Source organism: Bacillus sp. 1NLA3E, assembly GCF_000242895.2.
In the GTDB taxonomy this organism is placed as follows: Bacteria; Bacillota; Bacilli; order Bacillales; family Cytobacillaceae; genus Bacillus_BU.
In genome coordinates this window covers 2,990,328-3,012,243 of record NC_021171.1, presented here as the reverse complement: position 1 = coordinate 3,012,243, position 21,916 = coordinate 2,990,328, and the positions used below count along the sequence as shown (strand labels likewise).

21 protein-coding genes, 1 pseudogene and 1 riboswitch are annotated in these 21,916 nt (G+C 34.6%); of the genes and pseudogenes, 18 read left to right on the top strand and 4 right to left on the bottom strand.

The features are described 5' to 3' along the window. Positions 1–74: 74 nt before the first annotated feature. The 3 genes from B1NLA3E_RS14285 to B1NLA3E_RS25375 all read left to right on the top strand — a co-directional run bounded on the left by B1NLA3E_RS14285 (position 75) and on the right by B1NLA3E_RS25375 (position 1,772). The gene (locus B1NLA3E_RS14285; protein ID WP_015594543.1) at positions 75–704 is read left to right on the top strand and encodes an immunity protein Imm33 domain-containing protein; all 630 of its coding nucleotides are present in this window, start codon (positions 75–77) and stop codon (positions 702–704) included. A gap of 296 nt (positions 705–1,000) precedes the next feature. Continuing rightward, positions 1,001–1,432 (top strand): SMI1/KNR4 family protein, encoded by a 432-nt coding sequence (locus tag B1NLA3E_RS14280; RefSeq protein WP_015594542.1) that lies wholly within the window; start codon positions 1,001–1,003, stop codon positions 1,430–1,432. Positions 1,433–1,610: 178 nt separating this feature from the next. Then, complete coding sequence (locus tag B1NLA3E_RS25375; protein ID WP_015594541.1) at positions 1,611–1,772, top strand: hypothetical protein; 162 nt, start codon at positions 1,611–1,613, stop codon at positions 1,770–1,772. A gap of 169 nt (positions 1,773–1,941) precedes the next feature. On the opposite strand, the gene B1NLA3E_RS14275 is transcribed toward B1NLA3E_RS25375, so the two are convergent. Both B1NLA3E_RS14275 and B1NLA3E_RS14270 read right to left on the bottom strand, forming a co-directional pair. Continuing rightward, positions 1,942–2,250: a hypothetical protein gene (locus B1NLA3E_RS14275; protein ID WP_015594540.1), complete on the bottom strand. Its 309-nt coding sequence runs from the start codon at positions 2,248–2,250 to the stop codon at positions 1,942–1,944. 67 nt (positions 2,251–2,317) lie between these two features. After that, positions 2,318–2,422, bottom strand: a riboswitch (guanidine-I (ykkC/yxkD leader). 105 nt (positions 2,423–2,527) lie between these two features. Then, positions 2,528–3,139, bottom strand: a complete 612-nt coding sequence (locus tag B1NLA3E_RS14270; protein ID WP_041580555.1) for an FMN-binding negative transcriptional regulator — start codon at positions 3,137–3,139, stop codon at positions 2,528–2,530. A gap of 398 nt (positions 3,140–3,537) precedes the next feature. Between B1NLA3E_RS14270 and B1NLA3E_RS24090 the strand changes: the two are divergent. The 5 genes and pseudogenes from B1NLA3E_RS24090 to B1NLA3E_RS25840 form a co-directional block, all read left to right on the top strand. Further along, a pseudogene (locus B1NLA3E_RS24090) lies at positions 3,538–3,731 on the top strand (transposase); the annotation flags it as partial. Positions 3,732–3,829: 98 nt separating this feature from the next. After that, positions 3,830–4,297 (top strand): MarR family winged helix-turn-helix transcriptional regulator, encoded by a 468-nt coding sequence (locus B1NLA3E_RS14265; protein WP_201765842.1) that lies wholly within the window; start codon positions 3,830–3,832, stop codon positions 4,295–4,297. Between the two features lie 142 nt (positions 4,298–4,439). After that, positions 4,440–5,849 (top strand): hypothetical protein, encoded by a 1,410-nt coding sequence (locus tag B1NLA3E_RS14260; RefSeq protein WP_015594537.1) that lies wholly within the window; start codon positions 4,440–4,442, stop codon positions 5,847–5,849. 229 nt (positions 5,850–6,078) lie between these two features. Then, positions 6,079–6,615 (top strand): hypothetical protein, encoded by a 537-nt coding sequence (locus B1NLA3E_RS14255; protein ID WP_015594536.1) that lies wholly within the window; start codon positions 6,079–6,081, stop codon positions 6,613–6,615. An 18-nt stretch (positions 6,616–6,633) separates the two neighbouring features. Then, complete coding sequence (locus tag B1NLA3E_RS25840; RefSeq protein WP_268870636.1) at positions 6,634–6,768, top strand: hypothetical protein; 135 nt, start codon at positions 6,634–6,636, stop codon at positions 6,766–6,768. Positions 6,769–7,199: 431 nt separating this feature from the next. Here the strand turns inward: B1NLA3E_RS25840 and B1NLA3E_RS14250 are convergent, their stop codons facing one another. After that, on the bottom strand, positions 7,200–7,415 hold the full coding sequence (locus B1NLA3E_RS14250; RefSeq protein ID WP_041580554.1) for a hypothetical protein: 216 nt from the start codon (positions 7,413–7,415) through the stop codon (positions 7,200–7,202). Positions 7,416–7,901: 486 nt separating this feature from the next. Here B1NLA3E_RS14250 and B1NLA3E_RS14245 point away from each other — a divergent pair, with 486 nt between their 5' ends. From B1NLA3E_RS14245 to B1NLA3E_RS14225, 5 genes are all read left to right on the top strand, one after another. Beyond that, positions 7,902–8,450, top strand: a complete 549-nt coding sequence (locus tag B1NLA3E_RS14245; protein ID WP_015594535.1) for a sigma-70 family RNA polymerase sigma factor — start codon at positions 7,902–7,904, stop codon at positions 8,448–8,450. Further along, positions 8,425–9,804, top strand: a complete 1,380-nt coding sequence (locus tag B1NLA3E_RS14240; protein ID WP_015594534.1) for an ECF-type sigma factor negative effector — start codon at positions 8,425–8,427, stop codon at positions 9,802–9,804. The genes B1NLA3E_RS14245 and B1NLA3E_RS14240 overlap by 26 nt, the downstream gene beginning before the upstream one ends. A gap of 197 nt (positions 9,805–10,001) precedes the next feature. Continuing rightward, positions 10,002–12,551 (top strand): hypothetical protein, encoded by a 2,550-nt coding sequence (locus B1NLA3E_RS14235; RefSeq protein ID WP_015594533.1) that lies wholly within the window; start codon positions 10,002–10,004, stop codon positions 12,549–12,551. Positions 12,552–12,987: 436 nt separating this feature from the next. Further along, a complete protein-coding gene (locus B1NLA3E_RS14230) occupies positions 12,988–13,761 on the top strand; it encodes an SDR family NAD(P)-dependent oxidoreductase (protein ID WP_041580553.1) in 774 nt (257 codons plus the stop codon). A gap of 311 nt (positions 13,762–14,072) precedes the next feature. Beyond that, a complete protein-coding gene (locus B1NLA3E_RS14225; RefSeq protein WP_051120222.1) occupies positions 14,073–14,600 on the top strand; it encodes a nucleotidyltransferase family protein in 528 nt (175 codons plus the stop codon). Positions 14,601–14,835: 235 nt separating this feature from the next. Here the strand turns inward: B1NLA3E_RS14225 and B1NLA3E_RS14220 are convergent, their stop codons facing one another. Further along, positions 14,836–15,054 carry a hypothetical protein gene (locus B1NLA3E_RS14220; protein ID WP_015594530.1) on the bottom strand — a complete coding sequence of 73 codons (219 nt, stop codon included), beginning with the start codon at positions 15,052–15,054 and terminating at the stop codon, positions 14,836–14,838. 559 nt (positions 15,055–15,613) lie between these two features. On the opposite strand from B1NLA3E_RS14220, the gene B1NLA3E_RS14215 reads away from it, so the two are divergent. The 5 genes from B1NLA3E_RS14215 (at position 15,614) to B1NLA3E_RS14195 (ending at position 21,873) form a co-directional block, all read left to right on the top strand. Further along, positions 15,614–16,225, top strand: a complete 612-nt coding sequence (locus tag B1NLA3E_RS14215; RefSeq protein WP_015594529.1) for a hypothetical protein — start codon at positions 15,614–15,616, stop codon at positions 16,223–16,225. A gap of 879 nt (positions 16,226–17,104) precedes the next feature. After that, on the top strand, positions 17,105–18,901 hold the full coding sequence (gene ltrA, locus B1NLA3E_RS14210; protein ID WP_015592367.1) for a group II intron reverse transcriptase/maturase: 1,797 nt from the start codon (positions 17,105–17,107) through the stop codon (positions 18,899–18,901). A gap of 644 nt (positions 18,902–19,545) precedes the next feature. Further along, a complete protein-coding gene (ltrA, locus tag B1NLA3E_RS14205) occupies positions 19,546–20,874 on the top strand; it encodes a group II intron reverse transcriptase/maturase (RefSeq protein WP_015594528.1) in 1,329 nt (442 codons plus the stop codon). Between the two features lie 272 nt (positions 20,875–21,146). Further along, entirely contained in the window at positions 21,147–21,326 is a 180-nt protein-coding gene (locus B1NLA3E_RS14200; protein WP_041580551.1) for a hypothetical protein, read from the top strand. Positions 21,327–21,432: 106 nt separating this feature from the next. Next, positions 21,433–21,873, top strand: a complete 441-nt coding sequence (locus B1NLA3E_RS14195) for a PH domain-containing protein (RefSeq protein ID WP_015594527.1) — start codon at positions 21,433–21,435, stop codon at positions 21,871–21,873. Positions 21,874–21,916 lie beyond the last annotated feature (43 nt).

Here is a 21,916-nt window from a genome sequence, read left to right as displayed (position 1 = left end):
AATAATATTTGGGCTGTTATAGTATGCTAAAATCCATATATAATTTAAATCGTTGAATGTAGGTGAGAATTATGATGCCGTGGTATCTAGATAATGTTTATGAACTAAACAAAGAATCGCCATATACGTTTTATGTTCCTAGTTTAGAAGTGTTGAACAAATTAAAAGTTGGTGATTTGATAAAATTAATCTTCGTAACTGAGGAAGCTGAAGATGATGGATTTAGAGGAGAAAGAATGTGGGTTCAAATCACCAACATAAAAGAAAAGAAATTTATAGGCATACTTGACAATGAACCTCAGCGTTTACCTTTAAAAATAGGCGATGAGATTTCATTCGGAATTGAAAACATATGTGATACGGAATATGAAGACCCAAAATCATCAGAATGGAATTTTTATTTTGATACTTTAGTTACGGTTAGCGAAGATGTACTTGAAAAAAGAGAATTCAACTTTATGCTAAAGGATTATCCAAATGGCGAAGGAGATTCGGGTTGGTCAATATTAAGCTGCTATGAAGATGATGCCTTTCTAAGTGATTCTGAAAATTTTCAAATTGTTTCTATTGGAGTAATCTTGAATATCGACGATTCAATTTTAGAATTTATTCAAGAAACTCCTTTATGTGCATATGAAAAAAATGAGCAAGGCAAATTTTATAAAATTGATGATTACGATTGGGACAGATATTTAAACGGATAATACTAAATAAGGAGAACCTCCTGCTCCATTTTAGTTTAAAACTGTCAGTTTCTTAATTATCAGCCGCCTTACTTATTGAGCTAAGGTGCCAGTTAGTTCAATAACAATTAATCAATTTTAAGGTTAATGCTAAATCTTAGTTACTCCACAAACGGGCGCAATAATTGAACAACTATGGACTGTTTTAGCAGTCCGTTTTTCTTGGTCTTTAATCATAAGACAGGATAGCACAAGAAGGTATTTGAAGAAAAAACAAGAAATGTTATGTGAAAAGAATTTAAAAGGATGGCAAATTAATGAACGATGTAATCAATCTAATTGAAACAAGTAAACCTAGAGTTACGGATATAAATATAAAATCAGCAGAAGAACAATTAGGTGTTGCCTTCCCCAATCAATACAAAGACCTTTTTAAATTAACTAACAATGCTCAAATTGGTGAATGGACTCTATTTCCTATTAAAGACCCCAAAAACTTAAAAAGAACCTGGGATGATATTGTAAGACAAAATCAAGAGGTAAGAGATGAAGGAATGGCAGTTAATTTAATATCCATTGGTGAAGATGGTACAGGGGACAAATTATGTTTTCGGATTGTTGATACGGTAATGCTTAATAAAGTTTATATCTGGTATCACGAAACGGAAGAAGTAGAAGAAATAGCTTCTAACTTAAAAGAATTTATTGTATCGAATTCTGAATTTGAAGATGAGATTGAAGAAAATTAATAAATAAAAGTTTCAATTACTAGCTAATAGAAGCTATTAGTTATTCAAGAAAAGGGCGCGATTCCAAAAGGATTGGTGCCCTTTTTGTGGAATTTATAACATTATATGGAAGAAGTGTTGAAGAAGGATATGGTCTACAGAAAGGGAATTATAATTATCCATTAAAAGGGGGAAGAATGTGGATATCGTTGAAGCCATTATAAACTTTATATTTTTTGTTCTTGTTATTTATTTTATTTCAAGAGTAGCTCACTTTATGAACCATACAAAAAATAGGTTAAACGAGATAGATAAGAAGATAGATGAATTAAAAGAATACATATCTAAAAAGGATTATTAAGCATTACTATATGAATAGATTTATTCAATTAACGGGCGCTTTACTTCTATAACGATATACAACAAACAAAAGGGCGCGATTATCAGTAAGATGATCGCGCCTATATCATATTTGGGCTAGATTGATTCAGAAAAATGTTAAAACAATTTATCTATATTTCCAGCGTTTTTCATTCGAAATTTCTTTGTGCCCATGCGTCTAACTTTTTCACTTGTTTTTTACCAATTGTGGCTCCGTAAATAATAAGCAGGATGATAACCGATGTAAATATATCTAATTCTCCTTTTATAAAAAAATTAAAAATCCCCATGATCACTTGAGGGATGACACCGGTGATTGCAAATAAAACCGATCCAACTTTAAACCAAAAATTCGATTGAAGCCTGTATCTAGCGTAAAATAAGAAGAATGTGCAAGACCAAGCCAGTACTTCCAAGCCAATTAAAATTCCCCATTTATATTCAACTAAAAATGTCATAAGATGATACTCCTTTTAAAAAGTTTTTATTAACAAAAAAAGCCCAGGAAAGACATCGATGTGATATCTCTCCCGGGCTTTTATCCCTCCGTGTTACACTACATTTTTGCCGTAGTGGGTTTTCTCTCGGACCAGTCTGATCAATGATCACGGAACCCTAGAAAACAATAACATTATTCTATATCCATTTTCTTTTTGGGTCAAATATGGTTGTAAAAAACATACATACAAGAGAATATCCAAGAATGTCATTCTCAATTAACTACATCAATCGCTGTTATTGATACGTTTGTAGATTTTTCTTCATTAGAGATGCTACTTGTATATTATCTTGGTTTGAACTGTCTTCCAACTGCTTAATAATTAACTCTTGTCTCTCCACAGGATGATTTTGGCTTAATTTAGCTTTCGCTTCAATTTTTGTCGTTTTTATTCTGAACGCTACAATTCCTTTGCTCATTCCTTCGATGAAACTTGGTTCTACATTATTTAAATTGTATGGACTATCAGGACTTTCATATTTATTTACCAATTCATTTAAAGAATCGAATATTGTTTTTGGATCTTCTACAATCTCCATCTTCCCATATAAATGGATAGAAACATAATTCCAAGTAGGTACTGCTTTCATTGTTTCGTACCAAGAGGGTGATACATAACAGTGTGGACCTTGGAAAACCACAAGAACTTTTTCAGCATCCTTCCATTGCTCGTTCGGACGAGCAAAATGACCATATAAAGCATTTTCAGCTTTATTTAATATCAGTGGAAGATGAGTAGCGTAGGGTTCTCCATTATGCTGGGAAAATAAAGTTGCAAAGCCGTTCTTTTCAATAAAGTCATAGATAATTTCTTCATCTTCAATTTTAAAATCTTTTGGAATATACATTTGGGATTCCACCTCGTTCAAATCAGTTACCACTTGGCCATTTCGCATGGCGCGTTTAGTGCAATAAGAAATTACAATAAAGTTTAATATTTCTCTTTAATTCCTTAAATATTTAGTATGCTACAATTAAAATATTACAAGTGAAAAGCGGTGTATATTTATGTTTATAATTGTTGCATTTCTGCTTCTATTAGGGTTGTTATATCTTTCCTTTAAAATATTTAAAACTAGAAAAAATATAATATATCCTGAATTATTCACTGATTTTCTAAAACCGGCTATAACGTCTATGTAATCAGCTTTTTCGTTAAAATGAAATGCACGAAATAAATGAAAAAAGAATCCGTTTCTGATAAGGTTAAAACATCGACGAAATAACCACCAGAAGGATTCTTATAATGGCTACTTTACCTCAATTATCGCTTGATTTCAATCGTCAAATTAAATTGTCAAATGATGGAGGTTCTCTTTCCTCCGATACAGGAGAATTCCTTTTTCGAGAATTTGATGAAAAGCGGGATTCTCCAAGACAATTGCCAAAAATATAAATCTGAAGGACAAACGGGCTTACTATCTACATTCAAATAAAAATTTTTTGTAGTTTCATGATCTCCTACTTTTCAAAGTAATAGAAAATGAAATTATTTTTGGATAAATGCACTTTTCATTTAGGAGGTATGAATAATTCAGGTGTCATTATTAAATCTATGTTACCTGAGTAATATTATGGAAAATAAATTCGATCAATTCGCTACTTTATCAGCTCAAATCTCACATATTTACGCCAGTCTTGCAAGCCAGTATGGTTTAACCCTTAACGAATTACATGTTCTCTACTATATCGGTAGTAATGGTCCTAGTTCTCCAAGCGAAATTAGTAAAAGGTGGAGTTTACCCAAACAAACAATTACCTCTATTGGTAACAAGTTAGCAAAAAAGGATTACCTATACTTTTCAACTGATCCTATTGATAAACGCAGTAAACAGATTAGCTTAACCGATTCCGGGGAAAAATTTGTCCGTCCTTTAATTGAAAGCATCACTCAAAGCGAATTAAAAACCAGTAGGGAATTTGGCGAAGAAAAGTTTGCAAGTTTACTTAAACAGCTATCACAATTACAAAATTTGCTTGCACATAATTTAAATCATAAAAGTTAACTAGTTGACCGATTGAACCTCAATCGGTATTTTTTGTACAATTTTTGACATATCGTTAAATAAGGTTGTATCATCTGCCAATTATAATTACAATTAATTTTAGTCCGATATCGGACTAAAATTAATTAGGAGGCAACAAAACATGAATAGCAAAAAAAACATCAGCCCAGAAATTGGACTTGGCAAGTATTCTTGGCCACAAGTGATTAAGTGGCTTTTAATCGTTTTAGTAATCTACGCCCTATGTAGTGTCTTAATTTCGAACCCATTCTCAATTTTTGTTGATCGAACTTCACCAGTCGATTATTCAAGAATAATGTATTTTCATGGTTTGACTGTGGGTTTAGCAGGGATTATCTCACTGATTATCAGTCAAGTTTACGATCTTAAGACAAAATTTAAAAAGATTATTTTTTATTGCACCATTGCTACGATTTTCCTTGGTGTTACTGGAGGGGCAATAAACCGCTCAATGGAATATACCAAGTTAACTCTTTGGTATCAGATCCTTTCTTTCTTTGCTCTCGACGTGATTCTAATTACAATGTTCATTGGCTTAATTGTCATAAAAAATCAAGAACTTAGACAATCACGTACCTACTACTTAGTTTTAGCCTCTTCATGTTCAGCTGTAATTGCAGGATTAATAGGTGACTTAGTCGGCTTTATTTTGGACTTTGGTAATTGGCCAGGTATCTGTGGTTGGTACGCAGAAAAGATTGGCTACACTTTGCAGGAATGGCAAGACAATCTTTTAAGATCGCACTCAGATATGATGGTGGTTGCGGTTATTGGGCTTATTTTGGCAGTCATTAGCTGGAAGTATGGTCGTAACTTAATCGGTAACGCCGCAACTATCAAAGCCACTGGTGAATGGATGGCAATTGTTGGCCTAATCTTAATGACTATTATTTTGGTCGTTTCTGGATTTGGTGGTTCTGGTCTACAAATTCCACACATTTTTACCGAAAAGGGCTTTTTCGAACCCCGTGGTCATAGTGTAGCTGGTATTGACTTAGTTGACTTTACGATTGGCACACTTGTCTTTTTTGGCGGCTTGCTACTAATTGGGGCTATTCTTTTCGGCAAAAAGGCTGCTGACGACAAATTGAGTAAAACTGCTAAATACACTCTTAGTGGTATCTTTCTTACTTGGTGCTGTATTGTTATAACTGTTGCGGGCATGGGATTCTTAGAAGAATACAGAGCTGATCTTTATAACTCTTATAATAAGGTTCCGCTGGGGGAATATGGCTTTGCTTTCAGAATGTTGCACCTTGATGTAAGTTTGATTTTGTTCCCAGCAATCATGGTTGTGATGCTGCTTGCTCAACATTTATTAAAAGATGAGCAAAACAAACTTATTCAGTGGATTTTGCGTATTGGTGTCATCTTCTGTGCCGTGGGCTCTCTGGTCTTTATGATTGTTAACCCAGCACCATTTGGCCCTGGATATTGGGTAGTAGGATTAGGCTTTGTCTTTGTGGTTGCTGCGATGATCTACTTTTTCATTCAGAGTGATAACAAAGAAAAAGAAAATTTTAGTAAATAAACATTGATTTTAAAATCACTCTTTTTAAAGTAACGGGGGCGTTAATCCAAGAAGGATTAACGCTTCTTTTCATTGAACTTTATTTAAGGAACTGGTCATTTTGTTTAATAAGAATCACCTTAAATATCTGGTACATAGTGGTAAAAATTAAAAATATGGAGGAGTTAGAACGGATAAACAACTTGAAAACTAGAAGTGATATGCAGAAAATTAGTTTAGGAGAAGTAGTATGGAGATAATAAAAAAGCAGAAACTTATAGAAAAAATCAATGACTATAACTTAATTCCTTTAGAAGTAAATACGTTAAATATATCTAATCAAATTCATTTAAACATAGATAAAATCGAAGACTTCTTAAAATTTGCAAGTGATTGGAATAGTGGGTATCTCTATTACTATTATACCCACTATCATTCTGGAGAATATATAATTCCCCTAGACTGGTACAGTGAGTATTCAAAAGAATTTAAAACTGAGGTCCGTCAATATAATCAACATATAGAATCATTAGATTTTGCCTCGCCGAAGAGTTTGACTCTATTTGTTCTTCAAAATAGAACGTACGTGGGAGTGGTTCTAGAAAACCCTTGGGCGGATAATCAAGGCATCATTGTAGCAGAAGATGCTATTGAAGTAATTGAGGATAAGTTCTATCGTGAAGTTAAGAAAATCAGTGCTAACAAGAAAGTTCAACAAAAAGAGGATGAAAATGAGTTAAGGGAGATTATCTTTAACGACCCTGAATTTAAATTATGTAAAAATTAAGCTCTTAGATATCAGTACTTGATAGAATTACTCGAAAAAGAAAAAATGATGAAATACGATTATTTGGTCCAACCCTATGGATATTACAAAGATGGCAAGGTAAAGTGGTTTATGGATGTAACATGGGAACTTTATAAAGAACGGAACAAGTAATATGACCAACCTTATTATCTAAAGGGTGCGTTAGTTAAAGAGGAACGTAGTGATTTTAGGACGGGGTTCATATATTTGTTATTCAATTAAAGGGCGCTATAACGGATATCCGCCGAACAAAGAACCGAAGGCTGTAGGGGATGTCTTGGAACAGGCTAAGTTGCAAGCGTATAATATGTAGGTACTGAAGTAAATAATTCTATTGATAGAGGGCACTTTTGTTGGCCCTCTTTCTTTGTGTTTTCATGGTTTAAGAGTGGGCACCACCTAACTAGAATATATATACATCTAGGTATATGCGGGTTATCGACTATGAAAAATACCCACCCCTGTCTCAAGAATCAATAGGATTCAAGGACAGAGGAAGTGGTATTTATCAATAGGTTAATATACTTTTAGTGCAAAAGCTGGGAACCCGATGATGCTGCTGTTTAATACCTGAATCTCTTCAACTTGTCATTTGCTTTATTCAAGCGTACGTAGTTTCGCCCACATACATCATGACAAGCACCATTGGCCGTAGCCAATCGAAACTCCACCGAACCGTTATTCACAAGAAGCCGTTCCCGCTCCTTCTCAAGCAATCCAGTCAAAACAGCAGAATGACCTTGCTTAATGATTGCTAGTGCTGATTTTCTTTGTCGCATTGGCTCAGCTCACCTGACCTCTTATTTAGCGTGACTTAAGGGCACTTCCCACGGTTATTATTTTTTAGTAGTTCTTTTTATGTCGGAACTAATGGGACGACAGCGTTTTGAAAGAGAGTGCGGCTCTGACCCCTTTGGGGATTTATCTCATTAATTGTTACTTTAATAAAACCTTTTGAAAGATAAATATCAAGTATATACTTTTTTTGTTTAGATTATATTTGATATGCGGGGATTTGCGATAAGGGATTGTAATAGGCAATTCAATAATCGGGCCCCCGATTGTGGAACAATTTTTTTAAAAGGATATAGAAGAGGTTTGTTAGTGTTTGTTCATAAAATGAGTAATTATTGGAATTCTCCTAAAGGCGATGCGTTTATTTAATCTCCAAATTTTACCCAGTTTTCATAAAAGTTAAGTGTTATTTGAATCGTTTTTTGTGTCTGTTTTATCTAATATACGAAAACGAAAAAGGAGGTGCCATATTGGAAACTAAGTTGAACTTAATATCCAAAGCTAAAAAAGGGGATATAAATGCATTTCAGACATTAATTCATATTGAGAAGGAAAAATTGTACAAGATGGCATATATGTATATGCGGAATGAAGATGATGCATTAGAAGTGTTTCAAGAAACGATTTATAAAGCTTTTGCATCTCTGTCAAAACTAAAAAATGACGAATATTTCTCTACATGGATGACGCGTATTTTGATTAATACAGCGATTGATTTATTAAGAAAGAAAAAGAGAGTAGTTCCAATCAATCAAGAAGTGTTGGAAAACACTAGTGATACCTCATCTTTCAATTCTGATGTACATATTGATCTTCTTAAAGCAATGGATGAAATTGAGGAAAAATATAAAACGGTCTTACTGTTAAGGTATTATCAAGATTATTCGGTTAAACAGATCGCCTCGATGCTTAAATGTCCAGAGGGAACGGTGAAAACGAATATCCGGCGCGGGTTAGACAAACTTAAGGAGAAAATGAAGGGGGTTTACAGTGATGACAGACAAAATTCCGTCGTTTAAGGAAGACATTGACATGATTCATGTTCCGACTGATAAGCTTAATACGATTATATCAAACTTTTCGTTGGACTCTGATACAAGAAAACAGCAGGTCAAGCATAAAAGGAATCGTATTTTAATCGCTGCTGCCTGTTTATTGATTGGCATACCGACGACCGCCTTCGGTGCAGTAAAAGCCTATGATATGATTGTCCAAAAACAAAATTATGAAGTGAATATTTCAGTGGTAAATAAGATTTTCAAAATGAAAGACAGTTGGTATAAGATGAAAATCGGCTATTTACCAGAAAATATGGAAGCATATGAGGCTATGAAATATTCCTTTAAAGATAATTATGCAAATGGTGGGTTTTCATTCATTCTATGGAGATTAGGAAAAAATTCTGATTTTCAAACTTTGTATGCAAACGACTACGAAGAAAAGGAGATCAATGGTAGGAAAGTAGTGATTGTTAATAAAGATACTGGAAACAAAAATGTAATGTTTGATAGACAGGTCTTTCTCTTATTCGAAGAAGAGGGGATGATGTTACAAAGTTATGTTGGAACGGATGTAAGTGATGAGCAAATGTTGAAAGTCATAGAGGGCATTTCACTTGAATCAACAACGGAAGAAAAGGCAACATATACAGCGGATTATGATGGAGCCCTTTTTAGTAAAGCGAAGGAACCAACAGAATCTCGTGTTATTCCTTTGAAAAAGGACAGCAAACAACTATTTAAGGTAGGTCAAACGGTTCCAGTAACCATAGAAATGAATGAAACCGAAAGTAAACTTGAATATGTGATAGAAAAAGTTGAAGTCTTTGATTCAATCAAAGATTTTAAACAAGGGAACTTTAATGAATTGGGACTAGAAATCTTAAATGATAATAAGGTTTTAGATCAGACAAATAAACTGTTACCGTACAAACGGGATGTGTATAAAGTAGGGAATGGTAAGGATTCTGTTGACGAATTAGTAGAGTCGCAATTAGTTAATCTGAAATTTGTCTACCTGACAACAACAGTGAAAAATAATGGTAAACAGGCAACAGAAGAAATCTATATGCATCCGTCCTTACAAGTGCTTAAATTTGAAAAGAATGCATGGAACTATGCTGGAGAAGATGGAATCGCCGAAGAAAGTATTATGACGGGCGAAGTTGATTATCTAGAACCTCACGGAAATGGAAAAGGCTTTTACAATATTGGTAGTATCCAGCCTGGACAAACGATGAAGGTTAACCTAGGTTATTTTGTAGATGCGGACAAACTGGATTCAATCTTCCTTGATGCTTTCCATTACAGTGGATTTGGTGACACTGAAAACATGAATTCAAAAGATCGTTGGTGGATTGATATTCGTCAATAGTAAAAAGGTTAAGATCATATTTTAGTTATTCAAGAATCGGGCGCTTTCCCGTAATAAGGAAAGTGCTTTTTCTATTATAGGGCCATTATCTACAGTATGTTTTTCTACCGTATTCAACGTATGCAATGAAACAAAAATGAAAGAGTTGCTAGTTTTCGATATAATTAAAATAGTAATTAAATGAGGAGGGAATTAACTTGAGCTTGTTTCAATCTATAAAGAATATGCTTTCTAATTCTGCTACCAACAAGACTACTTCGGTTCAGTCTTCAATACCTGGAACTCAAAAATTTACTAGAAGAGATTCGGCTTATTATCATAATGTGAAAAAAGTAAAATATCAACAATTATCCACTATACCCCTACAATCTACTTCTCAACCCATGTGGAATTCATTTTTTTCCGTTTCGAAAACAAATCCTAAATTAATCGGGTTCGAAAAGCGGTCCCGTAAAAAATTCCGTCATCTATTTCATAGTAAAGAATTACTTATCGCAGAAGCAGATGGAGTAATTGAATTTGTTACGAAAGAAAAAATAGAACAAATTTCGCTAAAAGATACCCCATTACAAAAATTCCACCATGTTACCGTTAATAAAACAGGTGGAATTCTTCTAAACAAAGAAAAAGTTGCTCTTGTCAATTATCATTCTCTGCATGCTATTATGTATGAGTTTCAGTGGCAGCCCTTTATATTTGCATCGTGCGAAAATTTTTGGTTAGTTGGGACTCGGGAAACATATGATGGTCCTGGAGAACTTTACTGCTTTGATTATAATGGAGAATTAAAATGGGCAATTGCTTTTACAGAAAAATTCTCTGATTTGTTTGGAGGGCTCTCTTTTATACCGTATCTTTTAAAAATATCTTCTGATTCAACCGATATCTTTGTTTCGAGCATGGATAGATTATATCGGTTAGATGTCAACGGTCATTTAAAAGCTAGAATTGCCATTTCTGAGCTGAAAGAAAATGAATTGAAACAAAAATATGAAGAGATGCAACGGGCCTTAGCTATTCCTCCTAAAACTGAAGGAGAATTAATTAGCATGTATGCTAAGCAATTATCAGCACAATTTTCGATTGGATTGGAAAGGTCAACTTTCACCTCTCCTTTTGCTGGGTTTGCCCATGACCCCAAAACGGATATGATCTTTATTTTAGAAGACAAAGGTCGTGTTTCAGCATGGAATAGCAGCGGGAAATTACAATGGTTTAATACCTTCAAAAACGAAGGAAGATATATCTCTTGGTTGGATGATAAATTAATTGTTTCTTTCCAATCTGGAGAAACCTTTTGGCTAAACCGAGAAGGTAAATCTATATATGGAGCCAAGCTGCCAAAACAAGCCTCTACCATCGATTTAATTCCTAACCAAGATAAGTACTTAATAGTTTGTGAAGATAATCGACTATACGAATTAAACAAAGATACTGGTAATCTCGTGACAGGTTCTGAAGGTCATCCTGGAATGGAATTGTTCACCCTATATGGCCAACATGTCTTTTATGACGGGAACGCCAACTCACAAGGATACTTTTGGTTAGCACCACCAAACCATCAGTGGAAGCATTTCGAAGCCAAAACCTTTGTGGATGCTGATGCAAACAAAACACCAAGTGGAATAGCAACCGAAATTGCTGCTACTAAAAAGTTTATAAAGAAATGGTCAGTAAAGAGTAAAAAACGAGGAGGGTTTGGAAGTCGAATCATTGATTTTAAAAATGAACGTGTGTATGCAGTAGAGGAAGGTCCTCAAAAGGATATTGATGAACGAATGAAGATGTCAGATAGTGAACGTCAAAGAGAGTATACCAGTCATAACTTAGTTTGCTTTGACTTTAATGGCGATGTACTTTGGACCAAACACTTTTATTCATCAATGAGATGGTTGTTTTTATCACCTCATGCAGAGGTGTTATTTATAAGTATCCCTTCAGAAGCGGAAATTACTTATTTACCTGGTCATATTGTTACTCTCACAAAAGACGGGCAACTAATTGATGAATTTAAGGTAAAAGCTCATGGTTTTACTCTGGATTTTGTATCAGAAAAACGTGCCATCGTTCATTTTGCTTCTGAAAAAGGCGGGTCTTCCTATACTGGGGTGTTTGAAGAAAGCACTGACGGGAAATGGATATTGAAAGAATTAGAAGATGATAAGGAAAATCAGAGCCCTTTTGGTGCAGGACTAAACAAAATCAACTTAAATCATTATAAACTGAATCGCATAGACAAAAAGAAATATAGTCTTGCAGCACCATCCAGCATTACACAATTATCTTTTTCAGCTGCTATATATGAAGCATATGAAACACCAGAAGATGAATTGCTATTACGAATTGGAACTAGGCTTATTGCCTTCTATAATGCTAATGCAGATAAAGTTCGTGAAATAAAAGAACAAGAAAACATTCAGTCTGTTACAATTGGACCCAATAGCTTTGTTGTTGTTACGAAAGGTGAAACAAAATGTTACAACTATCAAGGAGAGCTTATTTGGAAGTATGCTCCCCTTCCAAAAGCGTTCGAATCTAATGTGACTTGGATTCCTGATAAAAAATATTATCTATGGGTAGTTTCGAACAATATAGAAACTGTAGCTGCATCTATAAACGAGAAAGGAGCGGTTTTAAGAAGTCATTCGTTTGATAAAAAAGATTATTATCGTTCCATTATTGTTTCACTAGAAGATAATAGTTTTGTAGCCCAAACAAATGACACTATAGAGGTATATAATCTTTAATTGAATCGTAACCTGTTTGATACAAGATAAGTAGACATCATTTATAAGTGCTGATATGTATGCTGGTTCAGGACAAGACCGTGTGTTCTTCTCTAAAAATATTGTTTTTTATTATTTGAATTGACAGGAACAATAATAATGTTCTTGTCTTATTCAAGTAACGGGCGCATTTCTTCAAGTAGGAGAAGCGCTTTTTTTGTTGAAGTAAAGGTGCAGTATAGTGAAATAAGAGGATATTAAACAATGTTAATAGAATAAGTTTTAATTAAAAGTATGTGGGAACTTTTACTGGTACAAGACAAAACATTCTAATTACTTACATATCCTACATACAGGAGTGGTGAATTTTGAACATTCAAGTGAAAAAAGATAATAAAGAGGTATTTCAAATTTTTCTAGAAGATATTTGATTAATAGGAAAAAGGGTGGTTATAGTATGAAGTTTGAAGATAAGGTAGCTTTAATTACTGGCGGGACTTCAGGAATCGGACTATCCGTTGCTCGATCTTTAACCAAAGAGGGAGCAAAAGTAGTTATTGTAGGGAGAAATCAGAATAAGGGAGATTTAGCTATAAAAAAATTAAAACAAATACATTCCGATGTAATGTATTTGTCTGTTGATGTAAGTAAGTCTAATGAAGTGGAACAAATGGTTCATACCACTGTATCAACCTTTGGTAAATTAGATTTCGCTTTTAATAATGCTGGAAATGCTGAAGGTAAACCAGCGCTTACACATGAGTTTAGTGAAGAAGATTTTGATAGCATATTGGGTGTTACAATAAAAGGGGTTTGGCTTTGTATGAAATATGAACTTCAAGCAATGTTAGAAAATGGAGGGGGTTCTATTGTAAATACATCCTCGCTTGATGCTTTGTTATGCTCACCAGGTACGACCGCCTATGCTACAGGTAAAAGTGGTATCATTACTCTAACAAAGTGTGTTGCCCAGGAGTACGGGAAGCAAGGAATAAGAGTTAACACCCTCACACCAGGTGCAATTAGGACACCAATGATTGATAGTAAATTTGAAGGTTTATCAGTAGAAGAAGCAAAAAGGCTTGAAGATAAATATAATAGCCTAAATGCTTTGGGTAGAATAGGAACGCCTAAAGAAGCAGCAGCAGTCGTGACATGGTTAATGTCTGATGAGGCGACTTATATAACTGGACAAAATATTATTGCAGATGGTGGAGTGAATTTTATTTAGTAAAAGATTAAAAATTACCTTTCTTGCATCTTTATATAGTGTAAGTGCTTAAAAAATAAAGGTCTTTTATAATATAAATCTGTTTGAACTATTACTTTATAAAGTAATACGTTTTTCAACTAATGGGCGCGAACCACGAAGAACTGAAAGTGTCATTTTGATAGCTAATTTTTTGCAATTAAATGGAAGTTTAGTTCAAGAAGGAATAGCACCAAAAATAATAGAATAACTATTGAAATACATTTACAAGGAGTTATTTTATAGTGTTTAACGAGGGAAAAATCATTGCTCTGATTAAAAAAGATGAATGGATGATGGAGATATTAGATACTGCCAAATCGTTGAATTTACATGATTGGTGGATTTGTGCTGGATTTGTCAGATCAAAAGTATGGGATGAATTACATGACTTTAGTGTAAGGACAACTATTCCAGATATTGACGTAATCTATTATGACTCGACTAATATTGATGAATTAGAAGAAAAGAAACTCGAAGAAAAACTAAAATTCCTTGTACCGAATATTCCCTGGTCGGTTAAGAATGAAGCGAGAATGCACCTTAGAAATAATGTTCCTCCTTATTCTTCTTCTGTTGATGCAATTTCAAAGTTTCCAGAAACTGCAACAGCTTTAGGAGTAAAGTTAGATGAAAAGGACAATGTTATTTTAACAGCACCTTGTGGAATTAGTGATGTTGTTAATTTAGAGGTGAAGCCGACTCGCTTTTTTACAGAGACTAAAGAACGTGCGGAAATTTACGAAGAACGCATAACAAAAAAGAATTGGAAATCAACTTGGAGTAATATAAAGGTTTACCATATCAAAAGTGCTTATTAATCTACCATGAAAGAACGCAATTTCCTTACATATTCTGTGGTGATGCAGAGCTTCTTAGGAGGCTAACGGTGGGTAATCTTTAAAGGGGTTTAAGAAATGATCTTCAGCAAACGGGCGCGATTCTACAACAAGAATTGTGCTCTTTCTTTATGTTAAGGACTATTTAATTGAAGAACTTACTTTAAAGAAAACGGTAAAATTAGTTATCAGAATCTTTTTACCGTTTTCTTATATATTACTTTTTTAGTACATTTGTAATATGATGAATCGGTCTTCCTAAAATGGAGAAAATAACAATAGCCATGGAAGTAAAGATGACTACTAATTCAGTAAATGACTTACTTTCTAAATCAATATTTAATATAGTTTTTGACCACAATGGACTTGTGATACCCAAAATTATGATGATAACAACAGCAAAAATTCTTAAAGTTAAACCATAATCATTTTTCATATCACTCACCTCCTCGTATATTGTCTTATGATTTCTATAATTTCTTTGTTAGCAGGAATAATGCTAAAAAGAAGCCCAATTGTCCCTGAAATAACAATTGCAATGGTTGCAGATAAAAGCGACGGACTTATTTAGAATGGTAAAAAATTCAAGATAAATAGTGCTGTAATTATACCTAAAATATACCCTATTATTCCATAAATTGTAGTTAAAATTATTGATTGTTAAATTCAACTTGGCCCATGTATAAGAACTAAAAATAAAATTGTGAATAATTATACTTAAATTAAAGGGGGCTTTAGTAAAAGAGAGTAATTGATTTTTTGATTGAAGTTCATATTTTAGTTATTCCATTATAGGGCGCTATCCATTAACAAGGATCAGCGCTTATTTTCATTTTGGGGCCAGATTGTTGTACATCCCTTTTAAAGAAAATAGGTATGAGTTAAGAGATTGTGAGGGCTTTCACTTAAACTAATTTGGCAGATTAAGTTGGAGTTATCTGAAACTTTCAATGTTATTAAACGTATAGAAAATAAAGAAAGGAGTTGTTTTTATTATGAAAAGTAAAAGGATGTTAAAGTTTGTTATAAGTTCTTTTACAGTTCTACTACTCTTGTCTGGGTGCTCAAGTAAACCTTCATTGGAGTTAGTTAGCTCAACTGTTGATATTAGAAATGATGAAGAAAGACTCGGAGGAATTGGTGTTACTTCAGGAGAAAAGAGTGGTGAAATCATAGTACCTACTGTACTGAGTTATGATTTCGTTTTAAAGAATACTGGTAAACAGATTCTTGGGAGAGCTGAAAATCCAAATAAACAGACATATGAATATGATGACGGAATAAAAGTTTTTATTGAACCAAATGAAAAGTTGAAAGCAGTTTCTAAAGAAATAATGGGCGTAAATATTTTTAGTTTTGACGAAGAAGGAAGACAAATAGCAGAGCTAGGTATAGGGAAAACGGGTGTGCCTATTATTGAACCAAATCAAGAAGGAAAATATACTTTTGATTTTATTTTAGGTGCGAATGAAGAAAACCCTGAATTAAGAGTTGTACCCTCATCAGAACAATTAGAAAAGTTGAAGGAAAATGCTATGGAAGCGAGTTTAATTGTTTATATTGAAGATGAAGAAATCGCACGTTTTGACCTTAGTAATTCAAATTAAGTTGGCTTAAACAGCTTTTAATAAATACACTTTTGTTTTTAAACCAGTGGCAACAATTTAACAAAAATGGACTGTTTAAGCAGTCCATTTTTCTTCGCCTTCTTTTCTAATGAGTGCTTATCTTCAATAAGAATCTTCCATAATCGGGCGCGTGCGACGTGTTCTGTTATAAGCACTAAAATGCGAAAAACAGGAGACTTTTCATTTTTTGCTAATACTAAAATTAAAATCTCAACTTTACAACTGAGGATGGGAATGACGGAACCATGTTACCTGAAACCATCCCGACAATACTCCTGCATGCGTCATAATTGACAGATTATGGGGTATGAAGCCAGGTGGAGTCGGCAGAACAGAGGCTAAAGCCTCACTTTTTTTTTCCGTGATGCCATGCCAATGGATATGCCGGGCGGCTGAAAAACTAGATATGGTGAGAATCGTTCCAGGTATAGGAACCGACGAACTTTCGAATTTAAGGGTCTAAAGATTGAACATATGGAAACCTATGGACCATCTAACGATGGTGTGAGTGGTGTGGAGTAAAAATGCGCCCTCTGAAACACGCTATATCGAACTATGGTGATATCCAGCTCACAGGCTTAAAGAAAGCACCTACGTCTAGGAAGGATAGCTAGGTTGTAAGGAACGCGGAAAGCAAGGAACATTGAAACGAAGGCTGTCACCTGAAATGGTTGTTATAAGGGTAAACCGAAATACATTTATCCTTGTGAGGGTAGGGGCACGACCTATGAAACTTCTGTAATGGGAGCTGAGGAACAGCCCCGAGTCTAGCGAAATCAAACGATTATTTTCCTAAAGTGCATTGCACCGATCGGGTATGAACGTGGGAACATCACCTCGGAGAGGGGGGATGCCACAGTGCAAGCTCTACGATATTGGGATTACTACAGTATGACTGAAACTTTTACGGATTTATATGATAGAGCCACTCGTAAAGAATCTTTTACCCGATTATATGACATTATTACATCAAGAGAAAATATTCTACTGTCTTATCGAATCATAAAATCTAATAAAGGTTCAAAAACTGCGGGAACAGATGGTAAAACTATAAGCGATATAAAAATACTGTCTGAAGATGAACTAGTAACCACTGTACAAAGTAAATTACGAAACTATCGTCCAAAGAAAGTAAGACGAAAACTGATTGAAAAAGAAAATGGAAAGATGAGGCCGCTTGGAATTCCTTGTATTTTAGACCGAATTATCCAACAGTGCTTCAAGCAAGTTCTGGAACCTATTGCAGAAGCTCAATTCTATAAACATAGCTATGGTTTTAGACCTCTTCGGTCTACTCACCATGCAATGGCAAGAGTACAATCCTTAGTTAATCACGCATCACTTCACTATGTAGTTGACATTGATATTAAGGGTTTCTTCGATAATATCAACCATACTTTGCTTATCAAACAACTGTGGAATCTAGGTATTCAAGATAAAAAGGTCTTAGCTTGTATTTCCAAAATGCTAAAAGCTGAAATTGATGGAGAAGGAATCCCTTCAAAAGGGGCACCTCAAGGTGGATTGTTATCGCCTTTACTTTCAAATGTTGTCCTTAATGATTTAGACCAATGGGTATCTACACAATGGGAGTTCTTTCCTTTAAATCGACCATACGAAACAAGAGAAGGTCAGCTGTGTGCCAAAAAACGTACCAATCTTAAAGAAGGATATTTGGTTCGTTATGCAGACGACTTTAAAATTCTCTGTCGAGATTGGAAAATAGCCCAAAGATGGTTTGCTGCCGTAAGGCAGTACCTAAAAGACCGCCTAAAATTAGATATTTCGCCAGAAAAATCTCAAATTGTAAACCTTCGAAAACGCAATTCAGAATTTCTAGGTTTCACGATTCGGGCGAACAAGAAAAGAAACAAGAGGGTTGCCCACACGGGAATAAAAGATAACAAAAGGCAGAAAATCAAGGCTGAAGCGAAAAAACGCATTCAGATACTAAGAGTGTCCCCAACATCTCAAAATGCTTTACTTTTCAATAGTTTCGTCTTAGGAATGCATAATTATTTCAATCGAGCAACCCATGTTAATATAGAGTTCTCTCGTATTGCCTACGAACTGCAATCCTTTATGTACAATCGTCTAAAATCCGTCGGTATATATGAACATCCATCAAATGCATCTCCTACTTATAAGAAATTCTACAGCAGAGGAACTAAAACATTTAAAGTAGCTAATGTATATCTATTCCCTCTTTCTAATGTAAAAACTAGGAACGCCATGAACTTTAGTCATGGTCTTACCCCTTTTACAATTGAAGGAAGAGCACGTATACATAAAAAGATTCAAACGGATATTCAACGGGAAATTGCATTATTGATGAAGTCAAATATTCAGGCACGAAGTGTTGAATATTTGGATAATCGGATTAGCCGATACAGTATGAAAATGGGGAAATGTGAAATCACAGGCAATTTCCTTTATGCTAATGAAGTTCACTGTCATCATTATATCCCAGTACATCTTGATGGAAGCGATCAATTTAAAAACCTTCGCATTCTCCATAAAGATGTGCATCAATTAATTCATATGACGGATAAAAAGACGATTACAATACTCATATCGAAACTTGGAATTTCTGGACCTATGGTCCAGAAAATTAATACTTACCGCGAAAAATGCGGAATAGAACCAATCTCATAAAGGATGGGTAACTAGGAACTTATAATCTAGTACAAATCGTTAGATGGAACGCGGAATGATGGGAAACTATCACGTTCCGTGTGGAGCAGGGGAAAAGCTGGAGATAACATCAAAGGTTTACCTATTGCTACTTGTGCGGCTGAGCTTAGGTCGTATCATATAACGGGTGGGATTCCCGTCGAGTAAGAACTAGCCATTCACTCGTAGCGAGTCTTGGAGGACTAAAGGAAACTTTAGTTTTTAAGCGTAGACAGTTAGGTGGCGGGCCGAAAGCCAAATGGTTGAAGGGATTGAGCTCCATAATGATTGTAATTTGAGAGGGCTGATGCTTTAAGCGCTGCAGAAAGCTACATTTTATCTTTCGTTAAAGGCAAGAAAGATAAAACCTCTCTGGAGTCATAGACCTTGGCACGTTATACATTGATATGATACGGCAACTCAGGAGACCCTACCGGTCTTTTCTTTTTTTTTAGAAGAGTATGGTTTACAAGCGATAAAAAGCAAGGAAACCAAATGCCGTTGTAGGGAGTCGGATAGCAGCGTAGTACCAATGAAATTGGGTAATGCCGATGGAGGAAAGGCTGCTACCTAGTTATCGCCCTTACTAGAGACACATTTACTACACACAGAGGTAGGTATACTAAATGGAAACAAAACTACTAAGGATAGCAGAATTAACAAAGTCTAATCCTAAAATGAAATTCACATCACTTGCACATTTACTAAATAAGCAAGCACTAGCTCAATGTCATTATGAACTACCCAATAGGAAAGCAACCGGGATTAACGGTACAACTAAAGAGCAATACGGTGAAAATTTAGAAGAAAACATAGAGGAGTTAGTAAGTCGGCTTAAAAGCAAAAGCTATCGTCCTGTTCCTGTAAGGAGAATGTATATTCCGAAGCTCAATTCAAACAAGAAAAGACCATTAGGAATACCGGAACATGAAGACAAGATTGTTCAAAAAGGCATTACAAAGATACTAAATACCATCTATGAAAATGATTTTCTAGATTGTTCCTTTGGGTTTCGACCTAATCGTGGTTGTCATGATGCTTTGAAAATACTGGATTTTTATATTGAAAAGAGATCAGTAAATTATGTAGTAGATGTCGATATTAAGGGATTCTTTGACAACGTTGACCACAAATGGATGATGGAGTTCTTAAAACTGCGAGTTGCTGACCCTAATCTACTAAGAATAATTGGTAGGTTTCTTAAAGGTGGATACATGGAGGAAGGTAAGAAATACAAAACAGACAATGGCACACCGCAAGGTGGAGTTATATCACCGGTATTAGCCAATGTGTATCTCCATTATGTCCTTGACTTATGGTTTGAGAAAAAGGTTAAGAAACAATGCAAGGGACAGGCATATATAGTAAGGTATGCAGATGATTTTGTGTGCTGTTTTCAATATCAGAGCGAAGCTCAGGAATTCTTCCAATCATTGAAATGTAGATTAAAGAAATTTAACTTGGAAATTTCCGAGGATAAAACCAAAATTATTCCCTTCGGGCGGTTTGCCGAGAAATATGAAAAGCAAAAGGGAAATAGTAAACCAGCAACCTTTGATTTCCTAGGCTTTACACACTATTGTGGGAAAAGTAAACAAGGGAAATTTCGGGTGAAACGGAAATCGAGTAGCAAGAAAGTCCAAGGTAAATTAAAAGAGTCTAAAGAATGGCTGAAGAAGAATAGAAATAGAGATATTCATATGATCATGGATAGATTTCGACGATCGCTTATAGGTTATTACAACTATTATTGCATCACTGATAATACCAAAAATGTTTGCAACTTCAAAGACAAAATCGAGAACTTACTGTTTAAATGGCTCAATAGAAGAAGTCAAAGGAAATCCTTTACATGGGATAAATTCAGACTATTTCTTGATAAATATCCACTACCTTCACCAAGAATTAAAGTGAATATATATGATTTAAGAAAAGAGATTAGCTACATTCTGTGAATGATGACTAGGAGGAGCCGTGTGCATTAATAGTGCAAGCACGGTTCTGTGAGGGGATGGAGTACAATTTACCGTAAGGTAGAAAGGCTCCCTACTACTCGACTCCTGCATAGGATTAGCGCTCAATTTTCTTTTTAGGGCCAGACTCTGTAATAAATAGAAATGATTTAATTATGGTTAACCGAAAATTTTGGAACTTATTCCCAACACGATCGTATTAATTTAAAGACAAATAGGGTAAATATTGAACATACATAAAAGGGGAATAGTTTATGGAAAACAAAAAGTGTATTAAATGTGGAAATACGGAATTTGCAGAAGGTACAGATTATATGCCAATAAAACCAAACAAATTGTCATTGAGTGGTTCAAATAAAATTTATACATTTTGTTTAGAATGTGGAGAGGTTTATTCTATTCGTATTGAAAACACAGCCATTTTAAAAAAGTAACAATGGTGGTTTCTTAAAGTATAAGTGACTTTTTTACCACCTGAATTTTTTTAACTTTAGCAAAAAGACAAGATAAAGGAAAGAAGGAAAAGGAGGATCATGTTAAATGGTGTTTCGGTCAAGAATTGATAAATACTTTTTATTAATGATTTCTATTGCAATAATAGCCTTAGGATTAGCATGTCTTTTTCCACTTTTCTTAGATGGAGAAAAAGAACCGTTTGCCATTGTATTAATGTTGTCGATTTTCATTTTGTCAGTAGGCTTCTTATTATGGGTTAGTTTTTCTATAAGTTATGTATTTCAAGAAAATCATTTGCTGGTGAAGGCTGGACCTTTAAGAAAACGTATCCTGTATAGTGAAATAAGCAGCATTCGCCCTACGAAAGATATTTTAACAGGCTATCGTATTTTATCATCAATTGATGCTTTAGCTATTTCTTATCAGTCCGGTTTGATAGGAGAGATAAAAATTACTCCTAGAGACAAAGACGTTTTTTTAGCAGAATTAGCAATAAGAGTTCCAAAATTGGCTAACATACAATGATTTTTAATGGGATGTATCATTCTTCAAAGGGCGCAGTCCTTAA